The sequence below is a fragment of the Ruegeria sp. AM4 genome (genome assembly GCF_056540665.1).
Map to the genome: position 1 here is coordinate 1 of NZ_JBQFXD010000011.1, position 25,086 is coordinate 25,086.

A 25,086-nucleotide genomic window follows, 5' to 3' on the forward strand; every position below is an offset into this window, starting at 1 on the left:
CCAACGGATACTGAACAGGCATCTCCCAACCCGCAAAATCAACCAACTTACCCCCCAACTCAACGTGTAGCGCATAAAGAGGAGTGCGTTTTAATGTATCGGTCATGGCAAGTTCCGTTTCTTTCCAATTTGTCCGCGCTTATGCCGTCAGTCTGACGCAACCGGTTCATTTTGCAACGTTCGAATGCGTCGGCTTCAGCAGCGAGGCCGCGCCCGCATTTGAAGTTTCTTTTTGTGGCGAACGCCAGCGGCGCGCGACTGGATGTATGCGGGTGTATGCTTCAATATTTCCTTTAGGAAACTTTTTTCCGTTACGCAACACAAGATACCTGTCGTTACGCGTTCAAAGTGCGAACCGCCTGTTCCAGCACATGCAGGCCGGCGACCAGATCGCCTTCTGCAGTGTCTTCGGCGAAATCATGGCTGATCCCGTTTATTGACGGAACAAACAGCATCGCGACAGGCATCAATCGCGAGACATTGGTGGCATCGTGCAGCGCGCCGGACGGCATGTCCCGCCATTTCCCCGGCGCGACCTCTTCGGCCCCGACCTGCAAGGCGCGGCGCAGAGTGCCATCCATGGCAACAGGCTCGAGCCCGAGCATCGGGCCATAATCCAGGTTCAGGCCCAGTTCCTCTGATACCTCTTGCGCAGTGTTGCGAATGATCGCTTCCATGCGTGCGAGTCGATCCGCGTCGCCATCCCGCCATTGCATGGAAAACCGCGCTCGGCCGGGCACAATGGAAGAGGCGTTGGGGTGCAGGTCCACCCGACCGATGGTCCAGACCGTTTGCGGCGTGACCACGTTGCGGAACCGGTCGTTGATCCGGTGGTTGAACAGCGCAACGGCCTGAAACGCATCCCGACGCAGATGCATGGGCGTGGTTCCGGCATGGTTCTGCTGGCCCTCAAAGGTGATGACCATATCGCGAATGCCGACGATATCCGTCACGACGCCGATCTGTTCGTTATGGGTGTCCAAAGTTGGCCCTTGTTCGATATGCATCTCGATAAAGCCGGAAAACCGTGCGGGATCGACAAACTCGGCAGTCAAGTCAGCCATTGAGGATCGCGCATCGCCAAAGCTTGTCCCCGACGCGTCCGTCAGGGTGTCGGCCCGTTCCAGCGGCAACCCGCCGGACCAGACAGCGGACCCGGTCGTCACGCCGAACCGGCCCTCTTCGTCCTGAAAGCTCACGACCGAGATGGGCACGTCGCTGGCCCGCGCGACCTCGAGCGCTGCGATCACGCCCAGCGCGCCGTCCAGCCACCCCCCTTCCGGTTGGCTGTCGGAATGCGATCCCATCAGTAGGGACGTGCCCGGGGCCAAACCGAACAGATTGCCGACCGGATCGAAATGCGGTGTCAAACCAGCCTCGGCCATGCGTTCGGCAAGCCATTTGCGCGCGGCAATGTCCGCTTGGGAATAGGCCGGGCGAATGACGCCCTTGCCGACCCCAGACGCCCCAAAGGAACGCAGTTTGTGAAGATCAGTCAGAAAGCGCGCAGGATCGACAGCCATAGGGGTCTCCGGAATTTTGTCCGCCCAACCATAGTCATATACCTGCCCCGCGCGAGGAATTTTTATGATGCCGGTCAAACCCCTCTGGTCCCTGCCCTGAACCTGCCCTAAGACTTCGGCGCAAGAGGGACCGACATGTCGCATATCACATTGGTGCGTCACGGGCAGGCCAACACGGCGGCGCGGGACGAGATTAACTACGACAAGCTCAGCGATCTGGGCCACCAGCAGGCGCGCTGGCTGGGTACGCATCTGCGGGATACACGCTGCCACTATCCAAGGGTCTATTGCGGCACCCTGACCCGCCACGCCGAGACCGCCGCCAGCATGGGGTTGAGTGACCCGATCCGCGACGCGCGGCTGAACGAGATCGAATATTTCACCATCGCGCAATTGTTTCAGGAACAGCACGGCGTCGCCGTACCCACGGACCGCGAGGGGTTTGTCGAGCATCTACCCCGGACCTTTGCCGCATGGGCCAATGGCGAGATTGAAAACACGCCTGAGACCTTTGCCGAATTCGAAACCCGCGTCCGGGGTGCACTGCGCGACATCGGAACCGAGGGCGGGCCGGCGATCGTGGTGACCTCGGGCGGTCTGATTTCGATGGTGGTGCGACAGGCGATGGGTCTGGACATACCGAACATGGCCAGGGTGGCCCTTGCCATCATGAACACGTCAATGCATCGTCTGCACCCGATTGGCGCGCAGCTGAGCCCGGTTCTTTTCAATGCGGTTCCGCATTTGGAAGCACCGGACCGGCAATTTGCGCAGACCCATCTGTAACAGGATCGGAGACACATGATGCAGCTATACTATGCCCCCCGCACAATCTCGGTCGCAGTTGCCATCGCGTTGGAAGAGGCCGGGCTGGAATACGAGGCGATCAAGCTGGACTTTGCCTCGGGCGAGCAAACCAAACCCGCCTACAAACAGATTAATCCAAAGGGCCGGGTTCCGGCATTGGTGGTGGATGGCGGCATCCTGACAGAAACCGGCGCGTTGCTGGATTATATCGCGGCGGTTGCGCCCCAGGCCGGGCTGGTACCCGCCGATCCGATCATGGCGGCCCGGATGCGCGAGGTGATGTACTATTTGGCCTCGACCATGCATGTGAACCACGCGCACAGGCTGCGCGGGCCGCGTTGGGCGGACAAAAAGGCCAGTTGGAAAGACATGAAGGACAAGGTGCCCCAAACGATGACGGCATCCTGCGACTATGTCGTTTCGAACGGGCTGCGCGGGCCGTTTGTACTGGGCGAGGCATTTTCGCTGGCCGACGCCTATCTGTATGTGGTTTGCAGCTGGCTGGAAGGTGACGGTGTCGATGTCGGTGCCTTTCCCAAGATTCTCGCCTTTCGTGACGCGATGGAGGCGCGCCCTTCCGTTCAGGCGGTCCGAGCCGCCGGAATGCTCTGACTAAAGGAATTGAAATGACACATCTCTGGGTCCGGGCAGAACAGCGCCCGAACGAGGAACGGGTTGGCTTGACGCCTGAAGGTGCGGCCATGCTGATCGCCGCAGGCATCCGGGTGACGGTCGAGGAAAGCTCGGTGCGGGCGATCCCGACCAAGGGTTACAAGGACGTAGGTTGCGAGATTGCCGCCGAAAACTCCTGGCCCGAGGCCCCGCTGGATGCGATCATCTTTGGCCTCAAGGAATTGCCCGAGGACGGCACACCCCTGCCCCACCGCCACATCATGTTCGGCCATGCCTATAAGGGCCAGCATTCCGGTCGCGCGCTGTTGCAGCGGTTTAAGGCAGGGGGCGGCACACTTTACGATCTGGAGTATCTGGTGGACGCGGATGGCCGCCGGGTTGCCGCCTTTGGCTATTGGGCCGGATATGCAGGTGCGGCGGTCACGCTGAAGACATGGGCGGCGCAGCAACGGGGGCAGGAATGCCCGCCAGTTGGGGTCTATGCAGGCAAAGACGCTTTGAATGCGGAGCTGCTGGACGAGCTGGATGCGACCGGGGCAGACCGCCCTCGCGCCATCGTCATCGGCGCCTTGGGCCGCGTGGGAACCGGGGCGGCCGATCTGTGCGAGGCGATGGGCGTCTCCGTCACCAAATGGGACATGGCCGAAACCGCCAGCGGTGGCCCGTTCCCTGAAATTCTGGGCCACGATCTCTTCCTGAACTGCATCTTCGCACGTCCCGGCACGCCGGTATTTGTCCCGCAAGAGGCGCTGACTGCGCCACGTAAGCTGACGGCAATCGGCGATGTGGCCTGCGACCCGGACAGCGACTACAACCCGGTGCCGGTCTATGACCGCGCCACCTCATGGGATGCCCCGGCGCTGCGCGTGGCGATCGACCCGGTGATGGACGTTATGGCCATCGACAACCTGCCATCGATGCTGCCGGTCGAAAGCTCGGAAGACTATGCCGCGCAATTGCTGCCATCCCTTATGACCCTGTCCGATCTGGACAGCGGTGTCTGGGGTCGGGCAGAAGTTACCTACAAAACCCATATTGAAGGGATCTGAGCGATGACGATTCATTGGTGTGGCACCGGCCTGTCGGCCATTCCCGGCCTGCGCCGCCTGATCGAAGGCGGGCACAAGGTCACGGTCTGGAACCGGACCATCGACAAGGCCAAGGCCGAGGTCGGAGACCTGACCGACGACATCCGCGCCTTTGAAATCGAAGCGCTTGGCGCGGTGCTGGAAAAGGGCGATGTGATCGTCTCAATGCTGCCCGGCGACTGGCACGTGCCGCTGGCGGAACTGGCGATCTCAAAGCAGGCCAACTTTGTCTCATCGTCCTACATCGCACCTGAGATGCGCGCGCTGGATGACAAGGCGCGCGACGCGGGTGTTGCGCTCGTCAATGAGGTCGGACTGGACCCCGGCATCGACCACTTGATGGCGCACGCTCTGGTCGCCGATTACCGCGCCTCGGGCGCGTTTGATGCGCAAAACCACCTGAGCTTCATCTCCTACTGCGGCGGCATTCCCAAAAACCCCAACCCATTCCGCTACAAGTTCAGTTGGTCGCCGCTAGGGGTTCTCAAGGCCCTGCGTTCGCCGTCCAAGTCGATCCGCGACTACGCTCCGCTGGACGTCGCCCGCCCGTGGGACGCAATCAGCAGCTATATCGCGCCGCTGCCCAACCCCGAAAGCTTTGAAGTCTACCCCAACCGCGACTCGTTGCCCTTCATGGCCGAGTACCAGTTCGAGGATCACTGGACCGTCAAGGAATTCGTCCGCGGCACTCTGCGTCTGAACGGCTGGGCCGATGCGTGGTCGGATGTCTTCACCGAGATCGAAACACTGTCCGGCCCCGAAGGCGACGCCCGCCTGAAAGAGATGTCGGATCAGTTCTGGGCCGAGAACGCCTATGACGAGGGCGAACCCGACCGCGTGGTTCTATGCGTGGGCCTGAAGGCCGAGAAAGACGGCATCCCGGTCTGGCACAAAACCTATGTCATGGATGCCTGGGGCGACGAGCGCGGCACTGCCATGGCGCGCCTGGTGTCGATTCCGGTTTCACTGGCTGTTGAGGCTGTGCTGAACCGCGCCATTCCGGCAGGCGTCCACGCGGCCCCGAGCGATTCGAAGCTGGTGCAGGGCTGGATGGGTGAAATCGACACGCTGGCGCAGCATTTGCAGGTGGTGGATCACACGGTTTGATTTAAGGGTGCCGACCGGGTTTGGCTCGGTCTGTGCTCAATTTGCGTAAACATGGGCCAAGTCCAGCAAATTCATGCGAAACGCCATGTTATAATATTTCTCTACTTCCCGCTCCAATTCCTCTTTTTCTTCTTCCGTTTTTCCAAGATAGGCAAATTTTCCGCCAGATACACAGTCAAACAAATTGTGAGTTTGAATTAACTTTCTGGCCAGATCAGATGGAAATGTTTGATCGGCTGAGTGGTGGAGCCAACTGCTAACCGTCCCCACATATTCCCCTGAAATTCGGTGCTTGGCGAGCTGAGCGTCGGAATCCATAAGATCACGCAGCGTCTGATATTCTGTTTTCTTTAGAATGCGCTCAACTTCTACGGATCTTTCCCGTGAATAGTCTTCTACTACATCATTGCATTCGAGGTTCGGATAAGACCATCGTTTTTCAGGCAACAATGGAGGACAGCTACGGGCCAACATCATACACTGATAAGCAAATCTCCATCGAAGTTCCGGATTGTGTAGGTCATCTAATAGCTCGCCCCTCAGCTTCACGGTTAAATCTAGAAAAACTGCGTGGCTTTTGGGAAATTGAGACGGGTTCCAAGTTACTTTCTGAGGTTCGCCAGGTGGAAGCCAATCTGCATTTCCGCCATTGGCCCAATCCTCACTGACAAGTTCATCTAAATCCTCAAACTCTCCAAGCTTGGTCAGCAATTTGTATTTGGTTCGTAAGGAGTGCTTACTGTCCGGTTCGAGTGTCAGTGCCTCATCTATCGCCCGCAGAGCGGCCCGATAATCATCAAGCCCAACAAATATCTTGGCCTTCCACTGCCACGGAACAGGGCTTTCCGGATCGGCTGCAATCGCCAGATCCGCTTCGCCCAGCGCCGCCTCCCAATCCTCTTGCAACATATGAACCCGTATCTTGTGCCGATGGATCAACAACCGCGTCGATGGTTTATACGCCGTCCATTTCAACAACGTGTCGCAAGCGGCAAGTTTCTCAGCCGGGTCCGCCACACCAAAGTTGCAGGTCTCAACCAGATCTTGGTGCTCACGGCCCAAGATCATAACCGCGCCGATGGCCACCAGCACAAGACCGGTCAGCAGCCGGGCAAGTATCGATTTGCGTTTGGGCGGATCAGCAAGTGTATCTGAGTTCATTCAATCAACCAAAAGTAAATCGGCCCCCAACGCATGGGCGATTCACCCGGTTCTGTCCATGCCAATCACCGCGACCAAAACCTCAATAAACCGATGATGAAAAAAGGCCACACCGACAACTCGGAATGGCCTTCAGACTCGAGCGTAGTTGGATCCGTCCATTCAGATATACCTTCGGATCGTATCTTCGATATCGCTGCGGTTGACTCCGATCTCGGCCAGTTGTTTGTCGTTCAAACCGTCGAGTTGCTGTGCGGCGCGGACGATATCATCCTTGATCACGCGAATCCGCATTGCACGGTCAAACAGCCGCAAAGAACTGGCCATCGGGTCCTGCTCGTTCATCGGGACTTCATCAAACATCGGGCTACCTTTCGCAAAACTTCATTTCAAGACGTGCACCGACTGATCAGTGCCGGTATGGTTTCTGGTGATAGACACTGTCGTAAGCGCGCCGTTTGATTTGATCGCGGGGCACGCCGATATCTGCCAATTGCGTGTCGTTCAGGCGTTCAAGCTCGCGTACGGTATGGGCAAAGTGCTTGCGGCGGAATTGCTCGACCCGCGCCTCGGCGTAGTCGGCGAACAGCCCGGCAAACATGCCGTTTTGTGGGCGTACTGTGCTGACATTCTGCATTGCATTCTCCTCCTGGTCTGACTGGGTTTTGTCGTCACAGTTCAGATAAAGGAGCGTTGCATTAAGCTTGCCACATCCCGAAATTAACGTCTGTTAATCTTGGACGGTCGGGCGGAGAACCGCTACATCAGATCATTTTCGACATCTTCGGCCGATATTCCCAATGCATCGAGACCATTTTCCAGATGGTCAGACATGTGCGGGGTGCCGATCAGATAGTCGGCGCAGGGGGTCGAGGCTTCGGCCTTGGCGGTGGCGACGGCTTCGGCCAGGTCCTCGGCAAAGAAGCTCTCGCGGCCGATCCACATGATCGCCACCAGTTCAGCCTGTTCATCCTCGCTCATCCGGTCGACAAAGGCGCGCATTTCGCCCTCGGCCCGGTGCAGTTCACGCCCCATCATGGCAACCTGAGCAACTTTTCTTGGCGAAATCTCCAGCATATGACCAACTCCTTGCGTTCGCAGCTTTGACCTATCCAAAGCATCCCGAAACAGCGCCGTCTTTGATCTTACGCAAACCCGCTGGTCACCGCTGGTGCGAGCGAGATACCGGTTGTGGCGGAACAGGCACCGAGCGGAACGGGACAAAACGGGCCTTCTTCGCCCAGAGTTTCAGCGCCTGCCACACGATCAGGGCAAAGGCGCGGCGTGCCCCAAAAGGGCGCCGTATCAGCGCCCAAAGGATTGCACGGTTGGTCAGCCTTTGCCGCGACCCCGTCAGGGTTGCGATCAAGCCGCCCTGTTCCCGTGTGTAGTCGATCCAGACGCCCACACGGTCGGCGCGGTAATCGAAGCGGAACGTATATGTCCCTTCGATCTTCTGAAACGGTGACACATGCATCTGCTTGTCGGCAACAATGCGATCCGTGGGCTCGATTTCTGACAAGTCGGGCTTGTGGCACAGATAGCTGTGCCGCGTGCCGTATGTGTTTGTCACCTCGGCCACCACCGCATAAAGCCGGTCGGCCTTATCGAAACAGAACCAGAAACTGACAGGGTTGAACACGTGGCCCAGAACGCGCGGCTGCGTCAGCAGTGTGATGCGGGCGGGTTGCGGAAACGCAATTTCGTCAAACCTCGCACGCAACCACGCAGCGCCGGTACCTTTGCCCGGCACGCCGCCATGATCGCGATCCCGCCAATTGGTGACATTGGGTCGGTCAAAAGAGAACAGTAGCGGTGTTTCGGGCTTTGCCTCGGGGTCGAACAGAATGTAGTCCACGGAATAGCGAAAGGCGTTTTCGATCGCGCCCTTTCGCCCGTGATAGGTATGCCCTGCAATATGATCCACTGCGTTCATGCCCTGCTGCTTTGCCCGTAAACTGTTCACGAGGAATGATTTTCCTTGCAATCTTCTGACCCGCATTACGATATTTAACGAAATCTGGATTAAAACGATCCAAAAAAGTGATCCAGCCTGGGGAGAGCCACGTAATGTGGACATGTTTACCGAGACTGACAGTGCGATCCTGGACGCGCCATTGGCTGATGCCGATGCGGTGGCAGTGCGGGGTGTGCGCAAACGCGTCAGGGGCAAATCGGTGAACGGATCGAAGCACAGCGATACCCGCCAGGAATGGGTGCTGCACATAAAGCGCATTCGCGATGACAAGGATCAGGCGGCGTTTGCCGAACTCTTCCGGCATTTCGCGCCCCGCGTCAAAGCGTTCCTGATCAAGTCGGGCTCGGACGCGACAACCGCCGAGGAATGCGCGCAAGAGGTGATGGCGACCTTGTGGCACAAGGCCCATCTGTTCGATCCGACCCGGGCCACTGTGGCCACTTGGGTGTTCACTATTGCCCGCAACAAGCGCATCGACGTCCTGCGCAAGCAGCGCCGTCCCGAACCCGAAGAGCTGGGCTGGGGACCCGAGGCAGAGCCTGAACAGGCAGATGTGATCGCGTTACAACAGGAAACCGCGCAGTTGCGCGACGCCATGACGGCGTTGCCCGAAGCGCAAAGACAGCTGATCGAGAAGGCGTATTTTGGAGATCTGAGCCATCGAGAGATTGCATCTCAGACCGGATTACCGCTGGGCACGATCAAATCACGGATACGGCTGGCGCTGGACCGCCTGCGCCATGCGATGAACTGAGATGAACAATATGAGCAAGGATATAAAACATCACCTGACGGACGAGCTGCTGATGGCCTATGCCGCAGGGACTCTGCCCGAGGCGTTCGACCTGATGGTCGCCACACATCTGTCGCTCTGCGACCATTGCCGGGCGCGTGCCGAAAGCTTTGAGGCCGTGGGCGGACACGTGCTCGAAGAGCAGTCGGTCGCAATGGACGATGGCGCGTTGGCGGATACGATGGCCCTGATCGCGCAGGGTGCGCCGACACCCAAGCCCGCGCGGCCTGCCTGTTCGGTCCTGCCCACCCCGTTACAGGACTATGTCGGCGGAGACGTAAATGCGATCCGTTGGAAACCCATCGGCATGGGCGTGAAACAAGCGATCCTGCCGACCACGCGCGAGGCCACCGCGCGGCTGCTGTTCATTCCTGCAGGTACAGCGGTTCCGGATCACAGCCACAAGGGCATCGAACTGACCATGGTCCTGAAAGGTGCCTTTTCGGACGAGGTCGACCATTTTGCCCGGGGCGATGTCGAGATCGCGGATGAGAGCCTGCACCACACACCGACCGCCGATATCACCGAAGACTGCATCTGTCTTGCGGTCACGGATGCGCGGCTGAAATTCGGTAAGCTGATGCCCCGCCTGTTCCAGCCCTTCCTGCGCATCTGATAGTCGGATCTGCCATTTCCTGCGGCCCGGATAAGAAGAAAAGGAACGCCACGATGACTAAAGCAATTGCGCTTTCCTTGACACTGTTAGGGTCGGCGTCGGTCGCGTCGGCGCAAATGACGGCCGATGTTAAGTTCCAGCCAGGCAATTTCGGAACGATGGTAAACGGGGCCGTTACAGGCAACGAATACTTCGACTACATACTGGGTGCGAAAGCTGGGCAGGAGATGTTTGCAGAGCTCAAGGTCAGCGATACCAACGGCAACGGTGTGATCTATTTCAACATTCTACCACCCGGCAGCGACGGTGCTGCGATCTACAACGGCTCAATGGACGGAAACACTGCGCGGATCGATCTGCCCGAGGACGGAGATTATACGATCCGCGTCTACCTGATGGGCAATGACCGCGATACCGGTAAGACAGTTGGCTACAATCTGGACCTCTCGATCCAGTAGGGCCTAGCCTTCGGACTTGCCCAATGGAACCACATTGGTGTGATCATCGGGGGCCAGTTCTTCGAAATCGAAATTGTCCAGCCGCTGCGCGCGGCGACCGGCCTTTTCGGCGCTGATCTTGATCTCGGAAATGTCCTTGGCCGCCTGCCCGAAATGGCGGTCCAGATTGGTCACCCGGTCGCCCAGCCGCTCCACATCCTTGTGCAGCATCCCCAATTCCTTACGGATTGCACCCGCCTGTTCCCGCATCCGTGCGTCCTTGAGGATTGCGCGCATCGTGTTCAGCGTCGCCATGCAGGTGGTGGGCGAGACGATCCAGACGCGCTTGCCGAAACTTTCCTGCACCAGTTCGGGGAACTTGGCGTGCAGTTCCGCATAGACTGCCTCGGACGGCAGGAACATCAGCGCACCATCTGCGGTCTCACCGTCCAGAATGTACTTCTCGGAAATATCTGTGATGTGCTTGCGCACGGTGCTGCGGAACATCTGCACCGCCGCTTTCAGTTCGGTATCATTGGTCGAGGCGATCAACGCCTCGTATGCTTCCAAAGGGAACTTGCTGTCGATCACGATGGGCCCAGGAGGGTTCGGCAAGTTGATCAGACAATCCGCCCGACGCCCATTCGACAGCGTTGCCTGTAGCTGAAAGCTGTCCGAGGGCAGAGCTTTGGACACGATATCGTTCAGTTGAATCTCACCAAACGCCCCGCGCGTCTGCTTGTTCGACAGGATATCCTGCAAGGACAGCACGTCGCCGGACAGCTTGGTAATATTGTCTTGCGCCTTGTCGATGGCCGCCAGACGTTCCTGCAATTGCGTCAGCGAGGTCGCGGTCTGTTTCGACGAGCCGTGCAGCGATTCCTTCATCCGTTCCTGCATCTCGGCCAGCGCACGTGCCGATTTCATCGCGTTGTCCGCCAGCCGGTCATTCATCTGCTGCTGGACCGAGGACAGGCGGGATTCAACCGTCTGGATCACTTGCACCTGCGCATTGGCCTGCGTGTCCGAGACGTGTTGCAATCCGCCGCGCAGCTGTTCCTGGCCCTGCCCCAATTGCTGTACGTGCTGGCCAAGATGCGCCATCTGACGGGCCAACGGCTCGGCCATCCGGGCAGATCGCTGGGCCGCGCGCAGGGACAGAAACAGCAGCAACAGGATCAACGCGACCACGCCGCCGACGGTCAAAACCACAGGGTCATTCAGCGCAACTTGGGTGCCAGCAATCTCGATCATGTCGCCTCGGATGTTCTTGTTTTATTCTTCATAGCGCCTGCGCGCAAGGGGATCAACTCCGCCCGAACAGACGTTCAATATCGGCCAGTTTCAGTTCCACATATGTCGGGCGCCCGTGGTTGCATTGCCCGGAATGAGGCGTCGCCTCCATCTCACGCAACAGGGCGTTCATTTCCTCGGCCCGCATCCGGCGGCCAGACCGCACCGAACCATGGCAGGCCACCCGGCTGAGGATCGCTTCGATCCGTGCCTGTACGGTCTGGCTATCGCCCTGATCGGCCAGTTCGTCGAGAATATCGAGGATCAGGGCCCGCGCGTCGACCTCGCCCAGAATGGCCGGGGTTTCGCGCACGGCGATGGCCCCGCCGCCAAAGGGTTCCAGCGTTAGACCAAGGCGCGACAGGTCGTCCGCCACCGCCAGCAGGCGCGCACAATCGCTTTCGGACAATTCGATGATCTCGGGGATCAGCAAGGCCTGCGCGGCGACTCCGTTTTCGGCCATCTGGGTTTTCAGCTTTTCATAAACCAACCGCTCATGCGCTGCATGCTGATCCACGATCACCATACCATCGGCGGTTTGGGCGATGATGTAATTCTCATGCACTTGCCCCCGCGCAGTCCCCAAGGGTAAATCCTGCACCGGAGGTTCGTCGGCAACAGCAGCGGCGGTTTCCACAATGCGACCGCTGTAATCCTGCGACAGTTCCGCAAATCCCGGGGACTGTGCCTGATAGGCTGCCTGTCGCGCAGCAGGTGAGGGCCGGTCCATTTGGTAGACCCGCGCCGGGGCAGGTTGTGCAGGCTCGGGCCGCATCGCGCCCAGCGTCGCGTTTGCCACGGTTGAAGACGCCCGATGACCAGCCTCGGCCAGCGCGTGCCGAAGCGCCGAGACGATCAATCCACGCGCCACCCCGGGGTCGCGGAACCGGACCTCGGATTTTGCCGGATGCACATTCACATCCACAAGCGTCGGATCGCAATCGACAAACAGCGCCGCCGCCGGATGCCGGTCGCGGCTGAGGAAATCGAAATAGGCAACGCGCAGCGCGCCCGTCAGCATCTTGTCCCGCACCGGGCGGCCATTGACGAACAGGTACTGCGCCACCGCCGCACCGCGAGAATAGGTTGGCAGGGCGGCATAGCCATACAGCCTGATCCCGTCGCGCGTGGCATCGATCTGCAAGGCATTCTCGGCAAACTCGCGCCCAATCACGCGGGCCAGCCGCGCGTGCAGCGCATCGAACAGATCGCCGTTCTCGCGATCGGCGCGGAAGGTCACGCGCCCCTCGCCCCCGCCCGAGACATCGCGCAGGGTAAAGGTTACCGCAGGCTCGGCCATCGCCAGCCGCTTGACCGTGTCGGAGATTGCCTGCGCCTCGGCCCGGTCTGTGCGCATGAATTTCAGCCGCGCAGGTGTGGCAAAGAACAGGTCGCGCAGCTCGACCACTGTGCCGGCGCGCAGGGCTGCGGGTTTCACCGCCTCCAACTTGCCGCCGGACACGTGAATCTGTGCAGCCTCGGCCCCCGGGACCCGGCTGGTGATCGTCAATCGTCCAACCGCGCCCAGCGATGGCAGCGCCTCACCCCGAAACCCGAAGGTGTGAATGTTCAACAGGTCCGAGCCGTCGATTTTCGACGTGGCGTGACGCGACAGGGCCAGTGGCAAATCCGGTGCCGCGATGCCACAACCATTGTCGGTGACACGAATCAGCGTCTTGCCCCCGTCGGCGATTTCAATCGCGATCCGGTCTGCACCGGCATCAATGGCGTTTTCCACCAATTCTTTGATGGCAGAGGCTGGGCGTTCAACCACTTCACCGGCGGCGATGCGATTGATCGCAGAATCGTCCAGCTGCCGAATTACGGGGCGAATATCGCTGATATTGGGGTTTGCCTGCGCCATACCCCCATACCTAGCATAGCCCAGTCCGATTCTGCCACCAAATAGAGAGTAGCTTGCCCTCAAGAATCGAGATGTCCGGCCGCTGGGCTCATGTCGACAAGGGGGAAGCGATCATGAGCATAAGCGGCCGGACAATCCAAGGTGAGTGGTGGTCATCCTGTTAACAATTGAATGACGGTTAACACGTGTTTGCGCATAAATCTTATTAAGAATGCATGATTGTTTCCGTTTGGCGAAGATCAGCCGAAACCCTGCGGAACCCATTGGCGTGAATACGCCAAATCAAGCGGTCGCCGGGGCGCCTCCACGGGTTCGGCAAGGACCGAACCTGGCCGTCAGCGCAAGAATCAGGCCCGACATCGTGGCGATCATCCCTGCGGCGCTGACTGCAGCGGCACCACCCAGCCAGATTGGCCCGTACCCGGCCAGAACATAACCGGACACTGCCGAAGTAGTGGCGAAAACAACGCTCCACGCGATCTGGGTTTCCAACCGGTTCGTCATCATCCGCGCCGCAGCGGGCGGGCAAATGAACATCGCGATCACGATGATAGAACCCACTGCGTCAAACGCCGCGACGGCGGCGATAGCAGCTGTCATCACCAGCCCCAAACCCAGCACGCCGGTGCGGATTCCGATGGTGCGCGCAAACCCTTCGTCAAAGGTGGAAATCTTGAGTGGCCGCCAGAACAGCCATGTGAACAGAGATACGCCGAGCAGAGTCAGGGCGATGCGCGGTAGTTCGGGCGGCAGTCCCGCCAGCGCCTGTGCATCCAGCACCGATGACCAGCCGGTGGCATCCAGCCAGATCAGACTTTCCAAATTTCCGTACAGCGCGTGTTCCACGTCAAGATGCACGGTCGACGTATCGGTCTGTTCAAGCAGCAAGACGCCCGCCGCAAACATCGTGGTGAACACCACCCCCATCGCAGCGCCCGGTTCGATCCGACCCAGACGCCGGATCGCCTCGATCATCGCTACGGCGACAATGGCAGCCCCGGCGGCCCCCAGCATCATCGGCGAGGTCGAGATCGTGCCGGTCAGCAGAAACGCAACGACGATGCCGGGCAAAACCACATGGCTGATGGCGTCCCCGATCAGCGCCTGTTTGCGCAGAACCAGAAAATTGCCGGGCAAGGCGCAGGCGATGGCTGCAAAGGTACCGATCAGCAGCGGCGTCAGGGACAGCGGGACAAACTCGGCTCCGCTCATGGGCGCACCTCCTGCGGGCCACCGATGCGGCGGTCGATCTCGTCGATCTGATCCTGGGTAAGAACGGTTTCGATGTCACGCAAACCGTCATAGAGCGCGGCTGTCGCCTCATGCGTCTGATCGGCGCGCACGATCGCCCATCGTTTTTCGTCGCGCAGGGCCTTGGCCGCGCGTGCCCGGCCCGCGTCGGTCGGCACACCGTCAGCGCGCAGCAGGCCTGCGCGGCGCAGCAGGCGTAGGGTTAGGGGCTCGTATATCGTCTGATCCTGTGCCAGTGCCAGAAGCCCCTGGCGGATATGCACCCGGCGCTGGAACCTCAGATGGCGCAATATGGCGGCCAACACACCCCGCACCGGGGCCAAAAGCAGCGACAGGGCAAAAAATCCGAAACTGACCAGCACGATAATCGGCCCCGTCGGCAGGTTCGGGGCTGAAGCAGAGACGGCAGCGCCAAGATACCCAGCCAGCCCTCCGGCCAGTCCCGCCAGCAGGACCACCCGGTCCGATCGTTCGGACCAGAACCGCGCGGTCACCGGTGGAATAATGAGCAGCGCAACGATCAGGATCAGACCAACGATTTTCAGGCCAACCACCGTGACTGCCATCACCAACCCCATCATCGCCAGATCGACGCGGTGTACCTGCACGCCCTGGGCGGCGGCATATTCAGGGTCGAACGCCACCATCAACATCGGACGGCGGATCACCAGAACCAGCAACAGCGTGGCCGCGCCACCCAGCGCGATGATCAGAGCATCTGCCCAGAGCATGCCTGCGGTCGAGCCCAGCAGGAACCCCTCCAACCCGGCCTGACGGCCAACGCCCATGGTCTGAATGACAGTCAGCAGCACGATACCGAACCCGAAGAAGACCGACAGCACTGCGCCAATTGCGGCGTCCTCGGCCAGCCTTGTGTGCCGGGTCAGCCAGGTCATGCACAGCAAACCGGCCCAGGCAGACAGGGCCGAACCCAGAAGCAACCCGATCAGGTTACGTCCGTCGCCTCCCAACGCCACCAAAACCATGAAGGCAAGGCAGACGCCGGGCAAAGTGGCGTGGCTGATCGCATCGCTGACCAAAGCGCGCTTTCGCAGGAACAGAAACGTCCCTGTGACCCCCGCCGAAACACCCAGCAGGGTCGCCCCAATGGCAACCAGCGTGGCGTTATATCCAAGCTGAAGGGCAAGCGCGTCCCAAAGCATGGGTTACCCCAGCGCGCGCGAGATCTGGTCGATCTGAGCCGTGGCCAGACGGCCTCCGTAAGCCAATTGCAGGGTTTCTGCGGTAAAGGCCGTGGCGACCGGGCCTTCGGCCACTTTGCGGGTGTTGATCAGAAACACATTGTCGAAATAGTCGGCGACGGTGGCCAGATCGTGATGCACAACGACAACGGTCTTGCCTGCCTGTTTCAACCCTTTCAAAACCGCGATAATCGCCTTTTCGGTGGCGGCGTCGACACCGGCAAAGGGCTCGTCCAGTAAATAGAGGTCGGCATCCTGCGCCAACGCGCGGGCCAGAAAGACCCTCTGTTGCTGTCCGCCGGACAATTGCCCGATCTGACGGTCGGAGAAATCGCGCATGCCGACCCTGTTCAGGCAATCCATGGCGCGCGACATATGCCGAGCGCGAATTCGACCTAAAAGCCCAAGTTGACGTGACAGGCCCATCAGCACCACATCAATCACCCGGGTCGGGAAATCCCAATCGACGCTTGCGCGTTGTGGCACATAGGCGATACGGGCCCGTTGATCTTCAAGCGGTTGGCCAAAAACGCTCACCTGCCCTGACAGGGGTTTCACGATCCCCAATGCCGCCTTGAGCAGCGTTGACTTGCCAGCCCCGTTCGGCCCGATGATCGCGGTCATGGCCCCGGGCTGTACCGTCATGTCGACCGAAAACACTGCCGGTTTCTGGCCATAGGAAACGGTCAGCCCGCGCACGGCCAGCGGGCTATTGTCCGGTTGGGGTTCGTGAACGGTTACGCCCTGATCACTGACCAGATCCAGCATGGTCTAAAACCCCGCCGAAAGCTTGCCGTCCATGCCGCGTCCGGGCACATCTCCGCCCAGTGCACCGGCGATAACGGTGATGTTGTGATCGAGCATGCCGACATATGTGCCCTCATACGTGCCCGGTTCGCCCATCGCATCCGAGAACAGCTCGCCCCCGACCCTAACCTCGTGACCCTTGGCCGCAGCACCCTCGATCAGCGCTCGCATCGAGCGGTCGGAGACCGAACTTTCAACAAAAACAGCCGAGATCTGACGATCGACCAGCAGGTCAACCAGCTCGCCGATTCGGTTCAGACCGGCCTCGGACTGGGTCGAGATGCCCTGAATGCCCAAGACTTCGAACCCGAAGCTTTCACCGAAATAGCCAAATGCGTCATGGGCGGTAAGCAACACTTTGTTGTGGTCTGGAATGCTGGCCATCGCGCTTTGCGCATAGGCCGTCAGGCGATCCAGATCGGCCAGATGCGCCTGCGCGTTGGTGGCAAAGATGCTGGCGGCATCCGGTCGGACATCAGTCAGAGCTGCCTGAACCTCGTGCACCACATCGCGCCACAACGTCGGCGCCATCCAGACATGCGGGTCGTATTTTTCGGCATAATCGTCATGAGCACGCAGCTTGGACGGATCGATCCCCTCGGCTACGGCCACAACGGTCCGCTTGCGGCCCAGATCGTGGAAGAAATCCTCCATCTGCGCCTCAAGATACAGGCCGTGCCACAGCACCAGGTCGGCGCGGGTCATCGCCACGATGTCGCTGCGGGTCTGGCGATAAGCATGCGGGTCGACACCGGGGCCCATGAGGCCCGTAACCTCGACCTGATCACCGCCGACCTGTCGAACTGCATCGGCGATCATCCCGGTGGTGGCGACGACCTTCAGCGGTGCCTCGGCCCAGCCCGCCAACGGCAAGGTGGCAGCAAAAGCAAGAGCAGCAAGAAAGCTTCGGCGAATCATCTACGGCCTCGGATTAAGGGTCCTGTTGCAAATGAATATGCGAACCATTCGCAACTAAGTCAATGCTATTGAGAATTATTCGCAGAAAAGAACAAATATTTGTCCAAATGGTCAAATTTTTGTACTTTCAGCCATCGCCAAGCCTTCCATTTGTCCGCAACCCATGCGATTTTGGCGCAAACCTCCCTAAAGGACGTGATGATGAAACCGCAGAGCTCAGAAAGCCCCGTGCGCACCGCGCATCTGCCGCAAGTGACCGAGCCCAGGAACCCCGGAATGGATCTGGATCTGGACTGGGTGCGCGCGGTGCAGGTCAATACCTCGGCCATCGAGCGCCGCGCCGCGACCCTGCCCGGTCGGCGCTCGGTCAAGAAAGAGTACCAGGCCGCGTGGCTGCTGAAGGCGGTCACCATGATCGACCTGACCACGTTGTCGGGCGACGACACGGTCGGACGTGTACGTCGCTTGTGCGCCAAGGCGCGCCAGCCCGTGGCCCGTTCGGTCTTGCAAGCGTTGGACATGCCTGCGATCACCACGGGCGCGGTCTGCGTCTATCACGACATGATCGAAACCGCAGTAAAGGCGTTGGAAGGTACCGGCATCCCGGTTGCCGCCGTGTCCACCGGCTTTCCGGCTGGTCTATCGCCGTTTCACCTGCGCGTGGCCGAGATCGAGGAAAGCGTGAAGGCCGGAGCCGAGGAAATCGACATCGTGATCTCACGCCGCCATGTGCTGTCGGGCGACTGGCAGGCCTTGTACGATGAGATGAAGGCCTTCCGCGTGGCCTGTGGCGATGCGCATGTGAAAGCCATTCTTGCCACCGGGGAACTGGGCAGCCTGCGCAACGTCGCGCGCGCCTCATTGGTGTGCATGATTGCCGGTGCGGATTTCATCAAGACCTCGACTGGCAAGGAAAGCGTCAACGCCACCCTGCCCGTTTCGCTGGTGATGATCCGCGCAATCCGCGATTACTATGACCGCACTGGGTATCGGGTGGGCTATAAGCCTGCGGGCGGTATCTCGAAAGCCAAGGATGCGCTGGTCTATCTGTCGCTGATCAAGGACGAGTTGGGCGACCGCTGGTTGCAACCTGACCTGTACCGCTTTGGCGCGTCATCGCTGCTTGGTGATATTGAGCGGCAGTTGGAACACTATGTGACCGGGGCTTACTCGGCTGGTTACAGGCATTCGATGGGCTGAGCCTGTGGCAACGTCTGGACGGTGAGTATTTGGGAAAAGATGAAGTCATGACAGTCAAAGAGATTTTCGAAACCATGGACTACGGACCCGCCCCCGAAAGCGCTGCCGAGGCTCTGGCCTGGCTGGTCGATCAGGGCGATAAGTTCGGTCACTACATCGATGGTACGTTCACCAAGCCCGGCAAAGGCTTCGAAAGCCGAAATCCCGCGACCGGAGAGGTTCTGGCCAAACTGACACAGGCGAAGCAGGCCGATGTGGATGCCGCCGCTGCGGCCGCGCGCAAGGCGCAACCCAAATGGGCGAAGCTGGGCGGCGCGGGTCGTGCGCGGTACCTTTATGCCATCGCGCGGCTGTTGCAGAAGCACTCGCGCCTGTTTGCGGTGCTGGAAAGCATGGACAACGGCAAACCGATCCGCGAGTCTCGCGACATCGATATCCCACTGGTGCAGCGGCATTTCTATTATCACGCGGGCATGGCGCAGCTGATGGAAAGTGAGTTGCCCGATGCCGAGGCACTGGGCGTTTGCGGGCAGATCATTCCGTGGAACTTCCCCTTGCTGATGCTGGCGTGGAAGATCGCGCCTGCGATTGCGATGGGCAATACAGTGGTTCTGAAGCCGGCCGAGTATACCTCGCTGACCGCGCTGCTGTTCGCCGACATCTGCTCGCAGGCTGGATTGCCGAAGGGCGTCGTTAACATCGTGACCGGCGACGGTGCTGTGGGCGAGATGATCGTGAACGCGGATGTGGACAAGGTTGCCTTTACCGGCTCGACCGTGGTTGGTCGCCGTATCCGCGAAGCAACCGCTGGATCAGGTAAGGAACTGACCTTGGAGTTGGGTGGAAAGTCCGCCTACGTCGTGTTCGACGACGCCGACATCGATTCGGCTATTGAAGGTCTGGTCGACGCGATCTGGTTCAATCAAGGTCAGGTCTGCTGTGCCGGCTCGCGCTTGCTGGTGCAAGAGGGCATCGCTGATCGCTTCCACGACAAGTTGCGCGCCCGCATGGATAAGCTGCGCGTCGGCGATCCGCTGGATAAATGCATCGATGTGGGCGCGGTTGTTGACCCGGTCCAGCTGCAAACCATCAAGGGAATGGTCGAAAGCAACACGGTTGGCCGCGTACATCAGGCCGCCTGTGATCTGCCCGCCAATGGCTGCTATTACCCGCCGACGCTGATCTCGGGGCTCGAGACGTCGGACCCATTGATGCAGGAGGAGATCTTTGGCCCGGTGCTTGTTTCGTCCACTTTCCGCACACCGGAAGAGGCGGTCGAGCTGGCCAACAACACCCGCTACGGTCTGGCCGCGACGGTCTGGACCGAGAATGTGAACCTCGCGCTGGATATCGCACCCAAGCTGGTTGCGGGCGTGGTTTGGGTCAATGCCACCAATCTGTTCGATGCTGCCGCCGGGTTTGGCGGCGTGCGCGAAAGCGGATTTGGTCGTGAAGGCGGTTGGGAAGGTCTGGCGGCCTATACCAAGCCCAAGGGCAAGGGCAAATCGCTGGCGAAAGTTGAGGCGGTGATGGGCGAAGGTGCCCCGGTCGATCCTATCGATCGCACCGCCAAGATGTATGTCGGCGGAAAGCAGGCACGGCCTGATGGCGGCTATTCCCAACCCGTCTGGGGCAAGTCCGGCCTGCTGGGGCATGTGGGCGTTGCCAACCGCAAGGACGTCCGTAACGCCGTCGAGGCAGCGGCAGGGGCCAAGGGATGGTCCAAGACCACCGGCCATCTGCGGGCGCAGATCCTTTACTACATTGGCGAAAACCTCTCGGCTCGTGCCGGAGAGTTCGCTGAACGTATCGACGCAATGACCGGCAAAAAGGACGGCGCGAAAGAGGTCGAGACCGCGATCCAGCGCCTTTTCACTGCCGCCGCCTGGGCCGACAAATATGACGGTCAGGTGCACGGCGTTCCGATCAGGGGCGTGGCGATTGCCATGAAGGAACCGGTTGGAGTCATCGGCGCGCTGTGTGCGGATGAGGCCCCTTTGCTGGGTCTGGTCTCGGCCATGGCTCCGGCAATTGCGATGGGCAACCGGACGGTTCTGGTGGCGTCAGAGCCATATCCGCTGGCGGCAACCGATTTCTACCAGATACTCGAAACCTCGGACGTGCCTGCTGGCGTGGTCAACATCCTGACCGGCAGCCACGCGGAACTGGCGAAACCACTGGCCTCGCATCTGAATGTCGATGCGGTCTGGTCGTTCTCGTCCACTGACCTGTCGAAAGAGATCGAGGCTGTGTCAGCCGGGAACCTGAAACGGACCTGGGCGAATAACGCGACGGCATTTGACTGGAGCATGGACCATTCCCGCCGCTTCCTTCAGGCTGCGACCGAAGTGAAAAATATCTGGGTGCCCTACGGCGAGTAGGGCTCCCGCATCAGGGAGGCCTACATGGATTTTTCTGGAAAAACCGTCATCGTCATTGGCGGCACCAGCGGTATCAATCGCGGCATTGCCGAGGCTTTTGCGGCCTCGGGTGCCAAGCTGGCGGTCGCCAGCCGATCTCAGGAAAAGGTCGATGACACCGTTGCGGCGCTGAAAGAGGCGGGTGCAAAGGACGCCATTGGTGCGGCCTTTGATGTGCGCGACCCCGAGGCGGTCGCAGCAGGTTTGAAACAGTTCCACGACGTATACGGCGAATTTGACGTGCTGGTCTCGGGCGCGGCGGGAAACTTCCCAGCGCTGATGTCCGAGATGTCCGTGAACGCGTTCAAGACGGTGGTGGACATCGACCTGATGGGTACGGTTCACGTGCTGAAAGGCGCCTATCCCTATCTTAAACGCCCGGGCGGTAGCATCATCAACATCTCGGCACCGCAGGCATTCCTGCCTTATGAAGGTCAGGCCCATGTTTGCGCCGCAAAGGCCGGAATCGATCAGATCACCCGTGCACTTTCGATGGAATGGGGGATCGAGGGCATTCGTGTGAACTCGGTCGTGCCGGGGTTCATCGAAGGCACCGAAGGGGCCAGACGTCTGGCCCCCACGGAAAATACACATGAAGAGATCCGGTCCGATGTCCCGCTGGGGCGCTGGGGGCAACCGCAGGATGTGGCAAATGCCTGTCTGTTTCTCAGTTCTGATCTGGCCAGCTATATCAGCGGCACGGTGCTGTCCGTGGATGGGGCGCTGTATCAGCGAGGCTCGGGCAAGTTCAGTCAGATGATGGGACAGATGTTGCGCGCAGCTAAAAAGGACAAATCTTAGGTGAGGGCGCAGGGATTGGCCTAGAGGCTGAACTTGTCAGTCGCTGGGCTTATTTCCGGCTCACGTAACCTAGGAATTTCTGAAATAGAGGCCTGCCGCAACCAAAAGCGACGTCAGCATGCCCGCTGCCACATAAAGTGTAAACGCGCTGAGCAGGGATTGACCGAGGATCAACGCTGCAGAAAAGGTTAACAACCCTGCAAGTGTTCCCAATCCCATTATCGCAACTATCATGGCGCCACTATCCGTCCCAAGCCTTGTCACAAGAGAAGTTGATCTGCTGAATCCTGCCTTCTCTTCCGACTAACACATATTTCTCGACATTTCTGGCCAAAGTATGGCCAAGACGAGTTAACAGTTACTTAAGGCGGAGAATCGCCGATCCTGTGTCTGGTGCCGCGCCTTTCAAACGGTGCGAAAGGGGTCGCGTACTTATTGCGCCCGCCAGCGGACCGCATCACTCATTGGCGTTAAATCCAAGAAAAATCACTCGAAAAAAGAACGAACAAGCCTGTCTGGTGGGCGTAGACGGACGACGTCAGCCGTCCAGCCCTTCCGGTTTGCCGACGATTGTGAAATGAAGCCCCTCAGGGTCCAGCAACTCACCCGCTACCCGGTTCACATCTTCCAGCGTCACCGCGTTCACCTTGTCGTTGCGGGTGGCGATGTAGTCGATCGGCAGACCCTGCATCTGCATCCCCACCATGATTCCTGCAATCTGGCCGTTGCCGTCAAAGCGCAGCGGGTAGGCACCGGTCAGATAGGTCTTTGCGTCATCCAGTTCTTTCTGGGTCACGCCGTCTTGGGCAGCGCGAGCCCATTCGGCACGGATCACCTCGACCGCTTCGGCAATGCGATCATTGGCGGACGAGACCGAACCGAGATAGACCGAGGCCAGATCCTTGGGCACCAGATAGGTTGCCACACCGTAGGTCAGGCCGCGCTTCTCGCGCACTTCCTGCATCAGGCGGCTTTCGAACCCGCCTCCGCCCAGAATGTGGTTCAGCAGAAAAGCCGGAAAGAAATCTTCGTCGTCGCGATCAATACCTGCATGGCCAAACAAGGCGACCGATTGCGGGGTATCGAATTCGACCACGCTGACGCCGCCGGGGATGGTCACATCTGCACGCCCCGGGATGGGCTTGCCGGTTTCCGGCAGATCGGCCAGAAGCGTGTCCAGCAATGCGCCAAGCTCTTCGGCCGTGATATCACCCACAGCGCCGACGTAGAGCCGATCCTTGGCGAAAACACTGTCGTAAGCGGCAACCACGTCATCCCGAGTCAGCGCGCTGACACTTTCAATCGTGCCTTTGCCTTCGCTTCCATAGGGGTGATCGCCATACGCCATCAGCGCAAAACTGCGCCCGGCGATGTCGTTGGGATCGGTCTGATCGGACCGCAGTCCAGACAGAACCTGCGCCCTGACACGGTCGACTGCGTCCTGATCGAACCGGGGCTCATGCAGGGTCGTCCGCAGCAGGTCGATCACCTGATCCCGATTTTCGGTCAGGAACTGCGCCGAGACCGACACCGAGTCATCCGATGCATTGTAGCGGAACGAGGCCGCCAGAGATTCGAGTTCACGCGCATAGGTGCGGGCGTCCAAATCACCTGCGCCTTCTTCGATCAGACCGCTCATCAGGTAGACAGCCCCGCGTTTATCCGGGTCATCAAGCGATGTGCCGCCGCGAAAGCGCAGCTCTAGCGCGGTGAACGGGATCGAGTGATCCTCGACCAGCCACGCGGTGATGCCACCGGGTGAGGTGACCTCTTCGATCTCGATCTCAGCCCAGGCTGGCAGGGCGATGACAAAGGCGATTAGAGTCGCGAAAATCCGTTTCATTGCGTCACCTCATCGTCACGCATCAGCCAGCCGGTGACCGATGCCTCGGGCCGCAACACTTCGCGGGCGGCGGCGATGATTTCCTCACCGGTGACGGCCTGCAGAATATCGGGCCAGGCTTGCACATCTTCCACTGTCAGGCCGCTGGTCAGGGCGCGGCCATAGCGGTTGCCGATCCCGTCCACATTGTCGCGCGCGTAAGTCTGCGCGGCACGCAACTGCATCTTGATCCGGTCCAGATCTTCTGCGTTCACACCTTCGGCGATGAACTCGGCAACCACCTGATCCATCGCGTGCTCGGCCTCTTGCAGCGACACACCTTCGGCGGGCACCACGATCAAATCAAAGGTTGTGTCATCCAGCGACACGCCGCGATAGAACGCCCCGGTATAAACCACCATCTGCTGTTCGAATTGCAGCTTTTCGTTCAAATACGAGGTTGTGCTGCCGCCCAGCAACTCGGCCAGCAGATACAGCGCGGCCGCCTTTTCCTGCGCGCCCGCGTCGCGTTCCGGAGCCAGATAGCTGCGTTGCACATAAGGCTGCGACACGCGCGGGTCCTTGTAGGTCAGGCGGCGTTCCGCCGTTTGCGGAGGCTCTTGCGAACGCACCCGTTCGGGCAGGTCGGGGTTTGCAGGGATGACGCCATAATATTGCTCGGCCAGCGCCTTGACAGCATCCGGCTCGACATCGCCGGTGACCACCAGAATGGCATTATTGGGCGCATAGTGGGTCTGGTAGAAGGACAGCGCGTCGTCCATATCCAGCTCTTCCATTTCGTGCTTCCAGCCGATGATCGGTACGCCGTAGCGGTGATTGAGATATTGCGCCGCACTCATCTGCTCGCCAAACAGCGCGCGGGGATTGTTTTCGGTGCGCTGGTTACGTTCTTCGAGGATCACGTCACGCTCGGTCGCAATGTCAGTCTCGCTCAACCGGATGTTGCGCATCCGATCCGCTTCCATCCGCATCATCAATTCAAGCCGGTCCGCAGCAACGCGCTGGAAATAGGCCGTGTAGTCATACGAGGTGAAGGCGTTGTCGTTGCCGCCATTGGCCGCGACCGTGGCCGAGAACTCGCCCGGTGCCAGCGTATCCGTGCCCTTGAACAACAGATGCTCCAGAAAATGCGCCACGCCGGATGATCCGATGGGTTCGTCCGCCGAGCCCGCGCGATACCAGACCATATGCTGCACGACCGGCGCGCGGTGATCTTCGATCACCACGACGTCCATCCCGTTGTCCAGAGTGAAGGTTGTGACGGCTTCGTGGCCTTCGCTGGCCATCAGCGGGGTCGCAAACAGGGCAGCCGACAATGCAAGAGCCCGAACCATGGGGCGTCCT

24 protein-coding genes are annotated in these 25,086 nt (G+C 59.8%); 10 read left to right on the forward strand and 14 right to left on the reverse strand.

Going from position 1 to position 25,086, the window contains the following annotated elements; translation table 11 throughout:
• Positions 1-335: 335 nt before the first annotated feature.
• Positions 336-1,523, reverse strand: coding sequence for a Zn-dependent hydrolase (locus ACR0JA_RS17615; RefSeq protein WP_480577844.1), 1,188 nt, complete (start codon positions 1,521-1,523; stop codon positions 336-338).
• A gap of 135 nt (positions 1,524-1,658) precedes the next feature.
• Between ACR0JA_RS17615 and ACR0JA_RS17620 the strand changes: the two genes are divergently transcribed.
• The 4 genes from ACR0JA_RS17620 to ACR0JA_RS17635 are packed head-to-tail and all read left to right on the forward strand — an operon-like array spanning position 1,659 to position 5,158.
• Entirely contained in the window at positions 1,659-2,309 is a 651-nt protein-coding gene (locus tag ACR0JA_RS17620) for a histidine phosphatase family protein (RefSeq protein WP_480577847.1), read from the forward strand.
• Positions 2,310-2,327: 18 nt separating this feature from the next.
• Positions 2,328-2,942 (forward strand): glutathione S-transferase family protein, encoded by a 615-nt coding sequence (locus ACR0JA_RS17625; protein ID WP_480577850.1) that lies wholly within the window; start codon positions 2,328-2,330, stop codon positions 2,940-2,942.
• A gap of 14 nt (positions 2,943-2,956) precedes the next feature.
• Positions 2,957-4,012, forward strand: a complete 1,056-nt coding sequence (locus ACR0JA_RS17630) for a saccharopine dehydrogenase (RefSeq protein WP_480577853.1) — start codon at positions 2,957-2,959, stop codon at positions 4,010-4,012.
• A gap of 3 nt (positions 4,013-4,015) precedes the next feature.
• Positions 4,016-5,158, forward strand: a complete 1,143-nt coding sequence (locus ACR0JA_RS17635) for a saccharopine dehydrogenase family protein (RefSeq protein WP_480577856.1) — start codon at positions 4,016-4,018, stop codon at positions 5,156-5,158.
• A 36-nt stretch (positions 5,159-5,194) separates the two neighbouring features.
• Here the strand turns inward: ACR0JA_RS17635 and ACR0JA_RS17640 are convergent, their stop codons facing one another.
• The 5 genes from ACR0JA_RS17640 to ACR0JA_RS17660 form a co-directional block, all read right to left on the reverse strand.
• Complete coding sequence (locus tag ACR0JA_RS17640) at positions 5,195-6,319, reverse strand: tetratricopeptide repeat protein (protein ID WP_480577859.1); 1,125 nt, start codon at positions 6,317-6,319, stop codon at positions 5,195-5,197.
• 162 nt (positions 6,320-6,481) lie between these two features.
• Entirely contained in the window at positions 6,482-6,682 is a 201-nt protein-coding gene (locus ACR0JA_RS17645) for a hypothetical protein (RefSeq protein ID WP_480577862.1), read from the reverse strand.
• 46 nt (positions 6,683-6,728) lie between these two features.
• Positions 6,729-6,956: a YjiS-like domain-containing protein gene (locus ACR0JA_RS17650; RefSeq protein ID WP_480577865.1), complete on the reverse strand. Its 228-nt coding sequence runs from the start codon at positions 6,954-6,956 to the stop codon at positions 6,729-6,731.
• A gap of 122 nt (positions 6,957-7,078) precedes the next feature.
• Positions 7,079-7,396 (reverse strand): DUF3775 domain-containing protein, encoded by a 318-nt coding sequence (locus tag ACR0JA_RS17655; protein WP_480577868.1) that lies wholly within the window; start codon positions 7,394-7,396, stop codon positions 7,079-7,081.
• 85 nt (positions 7,397-7,481) lie between these two features.
• The gene (locus ACR0JA_RS17660) at positions 7,482-8,255 is read right to left on the reverse strand and encodes a DUF1365 domain-containing protein (RefSeq protein ID WP_480577872.1); all 774 of its coding nucleotides are present in this window, start codon (positions 8,253-8,255) and stop codon (positions 7,482-7,484) included.
• Positions 8,256-8,397: 142 nt separating this feature from the next.
• On the opposite strand from ACR0JA_RS17660, the gene ACR0JA_RS17665 reads away from it, so the two are divergent.
• From ACR0JA_RS17665 to ACR0JA_RS17675, 3 genes are read left to right on the forward strand one after another with little or no spacing between them, the layout of a single operon-like run.
• Positions 8,398-9,051: a sigma-70 family RNA polymerase sigma factor gene (locus ACR0JA_RS17665; protein WP_480578270.1), complete on the forward strand. Its 654-nt coding sequence runs from the start codon at positions 8,398-8,400 to the stop codon at positions 9,049-9,051.
• Between the two features lie 10 nt (positions 9,052-9,061).
• A complete protein-coding gene (locus ACR0JA_RS17670; protein ID WP_480577875.1) occupies positions 9,062-9,706 on the forward strand; it encodes a ChrR family anti-sigma-E factor in 645 nt (214 codons plus the stop codon).
• Between the two features lie 53 nt (positions 9,707-9,759).
• The gene (locus ACR0JA_RS17675; protein ID WP_480577878.1) at positions 9,760-10,164 is read left to right on the forward strand and encodes a hypothetical protein; all 405 of its coding nucleotides are present in this window, start codon (positions 9,760-9,762) and stop codon (positions 10,162-10,164) included.
• A gap of 3 nt (positions 10,165-10,167) precedes the next feature.
• Here ACR0JA_RS17675 and ACR0JA_RS17680 read toward each other — a convergent pair whose 3' ends face one another.
• The 6 genes from ACR0JA_RS17680 to ACR0JA_RS17705 form a co-directional block, all read right to left on the reverse strand.
• The gene (locus ACR0JA_RS17680; RefSeq protein ID WP_480577881.1) at positions 10,168-11,397 is read right to left on the reverse strand and encodes a DNA recombination protein RmuC; all 1,230 of its coding nucleotides are present in this window, start codon (positions 11,395-11,397) and stop codon (positions 10,168-10,170) included.
• A 52-nt stretch (positions 11,398-11,449) separates the two neighbouring features.
• A complete protein-coding gene (mutL, locus tag ACR0JA_RS17685) occupies positions 11,450-13,300 on the reverse strand; it encodes a DNA mismatch repair endonuclease MutL (protein ID WP_480577884.1) in 1,851 nt (616 codons plus the stop codon).
• Positions 13,301-13,582: 282 nt separating this feature from the next.
• Positions 13,583-14,512, reverse strand: coding sequence for a metal ABC transporter permease (locus ACR0JA_RS17690; protein ID WP_480577887.1), 930 nt, complete (start codon positions 14,510-14,512; stop codon positions 13,583-13,585).
• The gene (locus ACR0JA_RS17695) at positions 14,509-15,714 is read right to left on the reverse strand and encodes a metal ABC transporter permease (protein ID WP_480577890.1); all 1,206 of its coding nucleotides are present in this window, start codon (positions 15,712-15,714) and stop codon (positions 14,509-14,511) included. Before ACR0JA_RS17695 ends, ACR0JA_RS17690 begins: the two co-directional genes overlap by 4 nt.
• Before the next feature lie 3 nt (positions 15,715-15,717).
• The gene (locus ACR0JA_RS17700) at positions 15,718-16,521 is read right to left on the reverse strand and encodes a metal ABC transporter ATP-binding protein (RefSeq protein WP_480577893.1); all 804 of its coding nucleotides are present in this window, start codon (positions 16,519-16,521) and stop codon (positions 15,718-15,720) included.
• Between the two features lie 3 nt (positions 16,522-16,524).
• Positions 16,525-17,478, reverse strand: coding sequence for a metal ABC transporter solute-binding protein, Zn/Mn family (locus ACR0JA_RS17705; protein WP_480577896.1), 954 nt, complete (start codon positions 17,476-17,478; stop codon positions 16,525-16,527).
• 201 nt (positions 17,479-17,679) lie between these two features.
• Between ACR0JA_RS17705 and deoC the strand changes: the two genes are divergently transcribed.
• From deoC to ACR0JA_RS17720, 3 genes are read left to right on the forward strand one after another with little or no spacing between them, the layout of a single operon-like run.
• Complete coding sequence (deoC, locus tag ACR0JA_RS17710) at positions 17,680-18,678, forward strand: deoxyribose-phosphate aldolase (protein WP_480577899.1); 999 nt, start codon at positions 17,680-17,682, stop codon at positions 18,676-18,678.
• A gap of 47 nt (positions 18,679-18,725) precedes the next feature.
• A complete protein-coding gene (locus ACR0JA_RS17715) occupies positions 18,726-21,059 on the forward strand; it encodes an aldehyde dehydrogenase family protein (protein ID WP_480577902.1) in 2,334 nt (777 codons plus the stop codon).
• A gap of 24 nt (positions 21,060-21,083) precedes the next feature.
• Positions 21,084-21,899: an SDR family oxidoreductase gene (locus tag ACR0JA_RS17720; protein WP_480577905.1), complete on the forward strand. Its 816-nt coding sequence runs from the start codon at positions 21,084-21,086 to the stop codon at positions 21,897-21,899.
• A 538-nt stretch (positions 21,900-22,437) separates the two neighbouring features.
• Here the strand turns inward: ACR0JA_RS17720 and ACR0JA_RS17725 are convergent.
• Positions 22,438-23,742, reverse strand: a complete 1,305-nt coding sequence (locus ACR0JA_RS17725; protein ID WP_480577908.1) for a M16 family metallopeptidase — start codon at positions 23,740-23,742, stop codon at positions 22,438-22,440.
• Positions 23,739-25,076, reverse strand: coding sequence for a M16 family metallopeptidase (locus ACR0JA_RS17730; protein WP_480577910.1), 1,338 nt, complete (start codon positions 25,074-25,076; stop codon positions 23,739-23,741). The genes ACR0JA_RS17725 and ACR0JA_RS17730 overlap by 4 nt, the downstream gene beginning before the upstream one ends.
• Positions 25,077-25,086 lie beyond the last annotated feature (10 nt).

Coding starts and splice junctions, on each gene's coding strand:
- ACR0JA_RS17615 (WP_480577844.1), bottom strand. CDS start 1,523: ATGGCTGTCGATCCTGCGCGCTTTCTGACTGATCTTCACAAACTGCGT.
- ACR0JA_RS17620 (WP_480577847.1), top strand. CDS start 1,659: ATGTCGCATATCACATTGGTGCGTCACGGGCAGGCCAACACGGCGGCG.
- ACR0JA_RS17625 (WP_480577850.1), top strand. CDS start 2,328: ATGCAGCTATACTATGCCCCCCGCACAATCTCGGTCGCAGTTGCCATC.
- ACR0JA_RS17630 (WP_480577853.1), top strand. CDS start 2,957: ATGACACATCTCTGGGTCCGGGCAGAACAGCGCCCGAACGAGGAACGG.
- ACR0JA_RS17635 (WP_480577856.1), top strand. CDS start 4,016: ATGACGATTCATTGGTGTGGCACCGGCCTGTCGGCCATTCCCGGCCTG.
- ACR0JA_RS17640 (WP_480577859.1), bottom strand. CDS start 6,319: ATGAACTCAGATACACTTGCTGATCCGCCCAAACGCAAATCGATACTT.
- ACR0JA_RS17645 (WP_480577862.1), bottom strand. CDS start 6,682: ATGTTTGATGAAGTCCCGATGAACGAGCAGGACCCGATGGCCAGTTCT.
- ACR0JA_RS17650 (WP_480577865.1), bottom strand. CDS start 6,956: ATGCAGAATGTCAGCACAGTACGCCCACAAAACGGCATGTTTGCCGGG.
- ACR0JA_RS17655 (WP_480577868.1), bottom strand. CDS start 7,396: ATGCTGGAGATTTCGCCAAGAAAAGTTGCTCAGGTTGCCATGATGGGG.
- ACR0JA_RS17660 (WP_480577872.1), bottom strand. CDS start 8,255: ATGAACGCAGTGGATCATATTGCAGGGCATACCTATCACGGGCGAAAG.
- ACR0JA_RS17665 (WP_480578270.1), top strand. CDS start 8,398: ATGTTTACCGAGACTGACAGTGCGATCCTGGACGCGCCATTGGCTGAT.
- ACR0JA_RS17670 (WP_480577875.1), top strand. CDS start 9,062: ATGAGCAAGGATATAAAACATCACCTGACGGACGAGCTGCTGATGGCC.
- ACR0JA_RS17675 (WP_480577878.1), top strand. CDS start 9,760: ATGACTAAAGCAATTGCGCTTTCCTTGACACTGTTAGGGTCGGCGTCG.
- ACR0JA_RS17680 (WP_480577881.1), bottom strand. CDS start 11,397: ATGATCGAGATTGCTGGCACCCAAGTTGCGCTGAATGACCCTGTGGTT.
- mutL (WP_480577884.1), bottom strand. CDS start 13,300: ATGGCGCAGGCAAACCCCAATATCAGCGATATTCGCCCCGTAATTCGG.
- ACR0JA_RS17690 (WP_480577887.1), bottom strand. CDS start 14,512: ATGAGCGGAGCCGAGTTTGTCCCGCTGTCCCTGACGCCGCTGCTGATC.
- ACR0JA_RS17695 (WP_480577890.1), bottom strand. CDS start 15,714: ATGCTTTGGGACGCGCTTGCCCTTCAGCTTGGATATAACGCCACGCTG.
- ACR0JA_RS17700 (WP_480577893.1), bottom strand. CDS start 16,521: ATGCTGGATCTGGTCAGTGATCAGGGCGTAACCGTTCACGAACCCCAA.
- ACR0JA_RS17705 (WP_480577896.1), bottom strand. CDS start 17,478: ATGATTCGCCGAAGCTTTCTTGCTGCTCTTGCTTTTGCTGCCACCTTG.
- deoC (WP_480577899.1), top strand. CDS start 17,680: ATGAAACCGCAGAGCTCAGAAAGCCCCGTGCGCACCGCGCATCTGCCG.
- ACR0JA_RS17715 (WP_480577902.1), top strand. CDS start 18,726: ATGACAGTCAAAGAGATTTTCGAAACCATGGACTACGGACCCGCCCCC.
- ACR0JA_RS17720 (WP_480577905.1), top strand. CDS start 21,084: ATGGATTTTTCTGGAAAAACCGTCATCGTCATTGGCGGCACCAGCGGT.
- ACR0JA_RS17725 (WP_480577908.1), bottom strand. CDS start 23,742: ATGAAACGGATTTTCGCGACTCTAATCGCCTTTGTCATCGCCCTGCCA.
- ACR0JA_RS17730 (WP_480577910.1), bottom strand. CDS start 25,076: ATGGTTCGGGCTCTTGCATTGTCGGCTGCCCTGTTTGCGACCCCGCTG.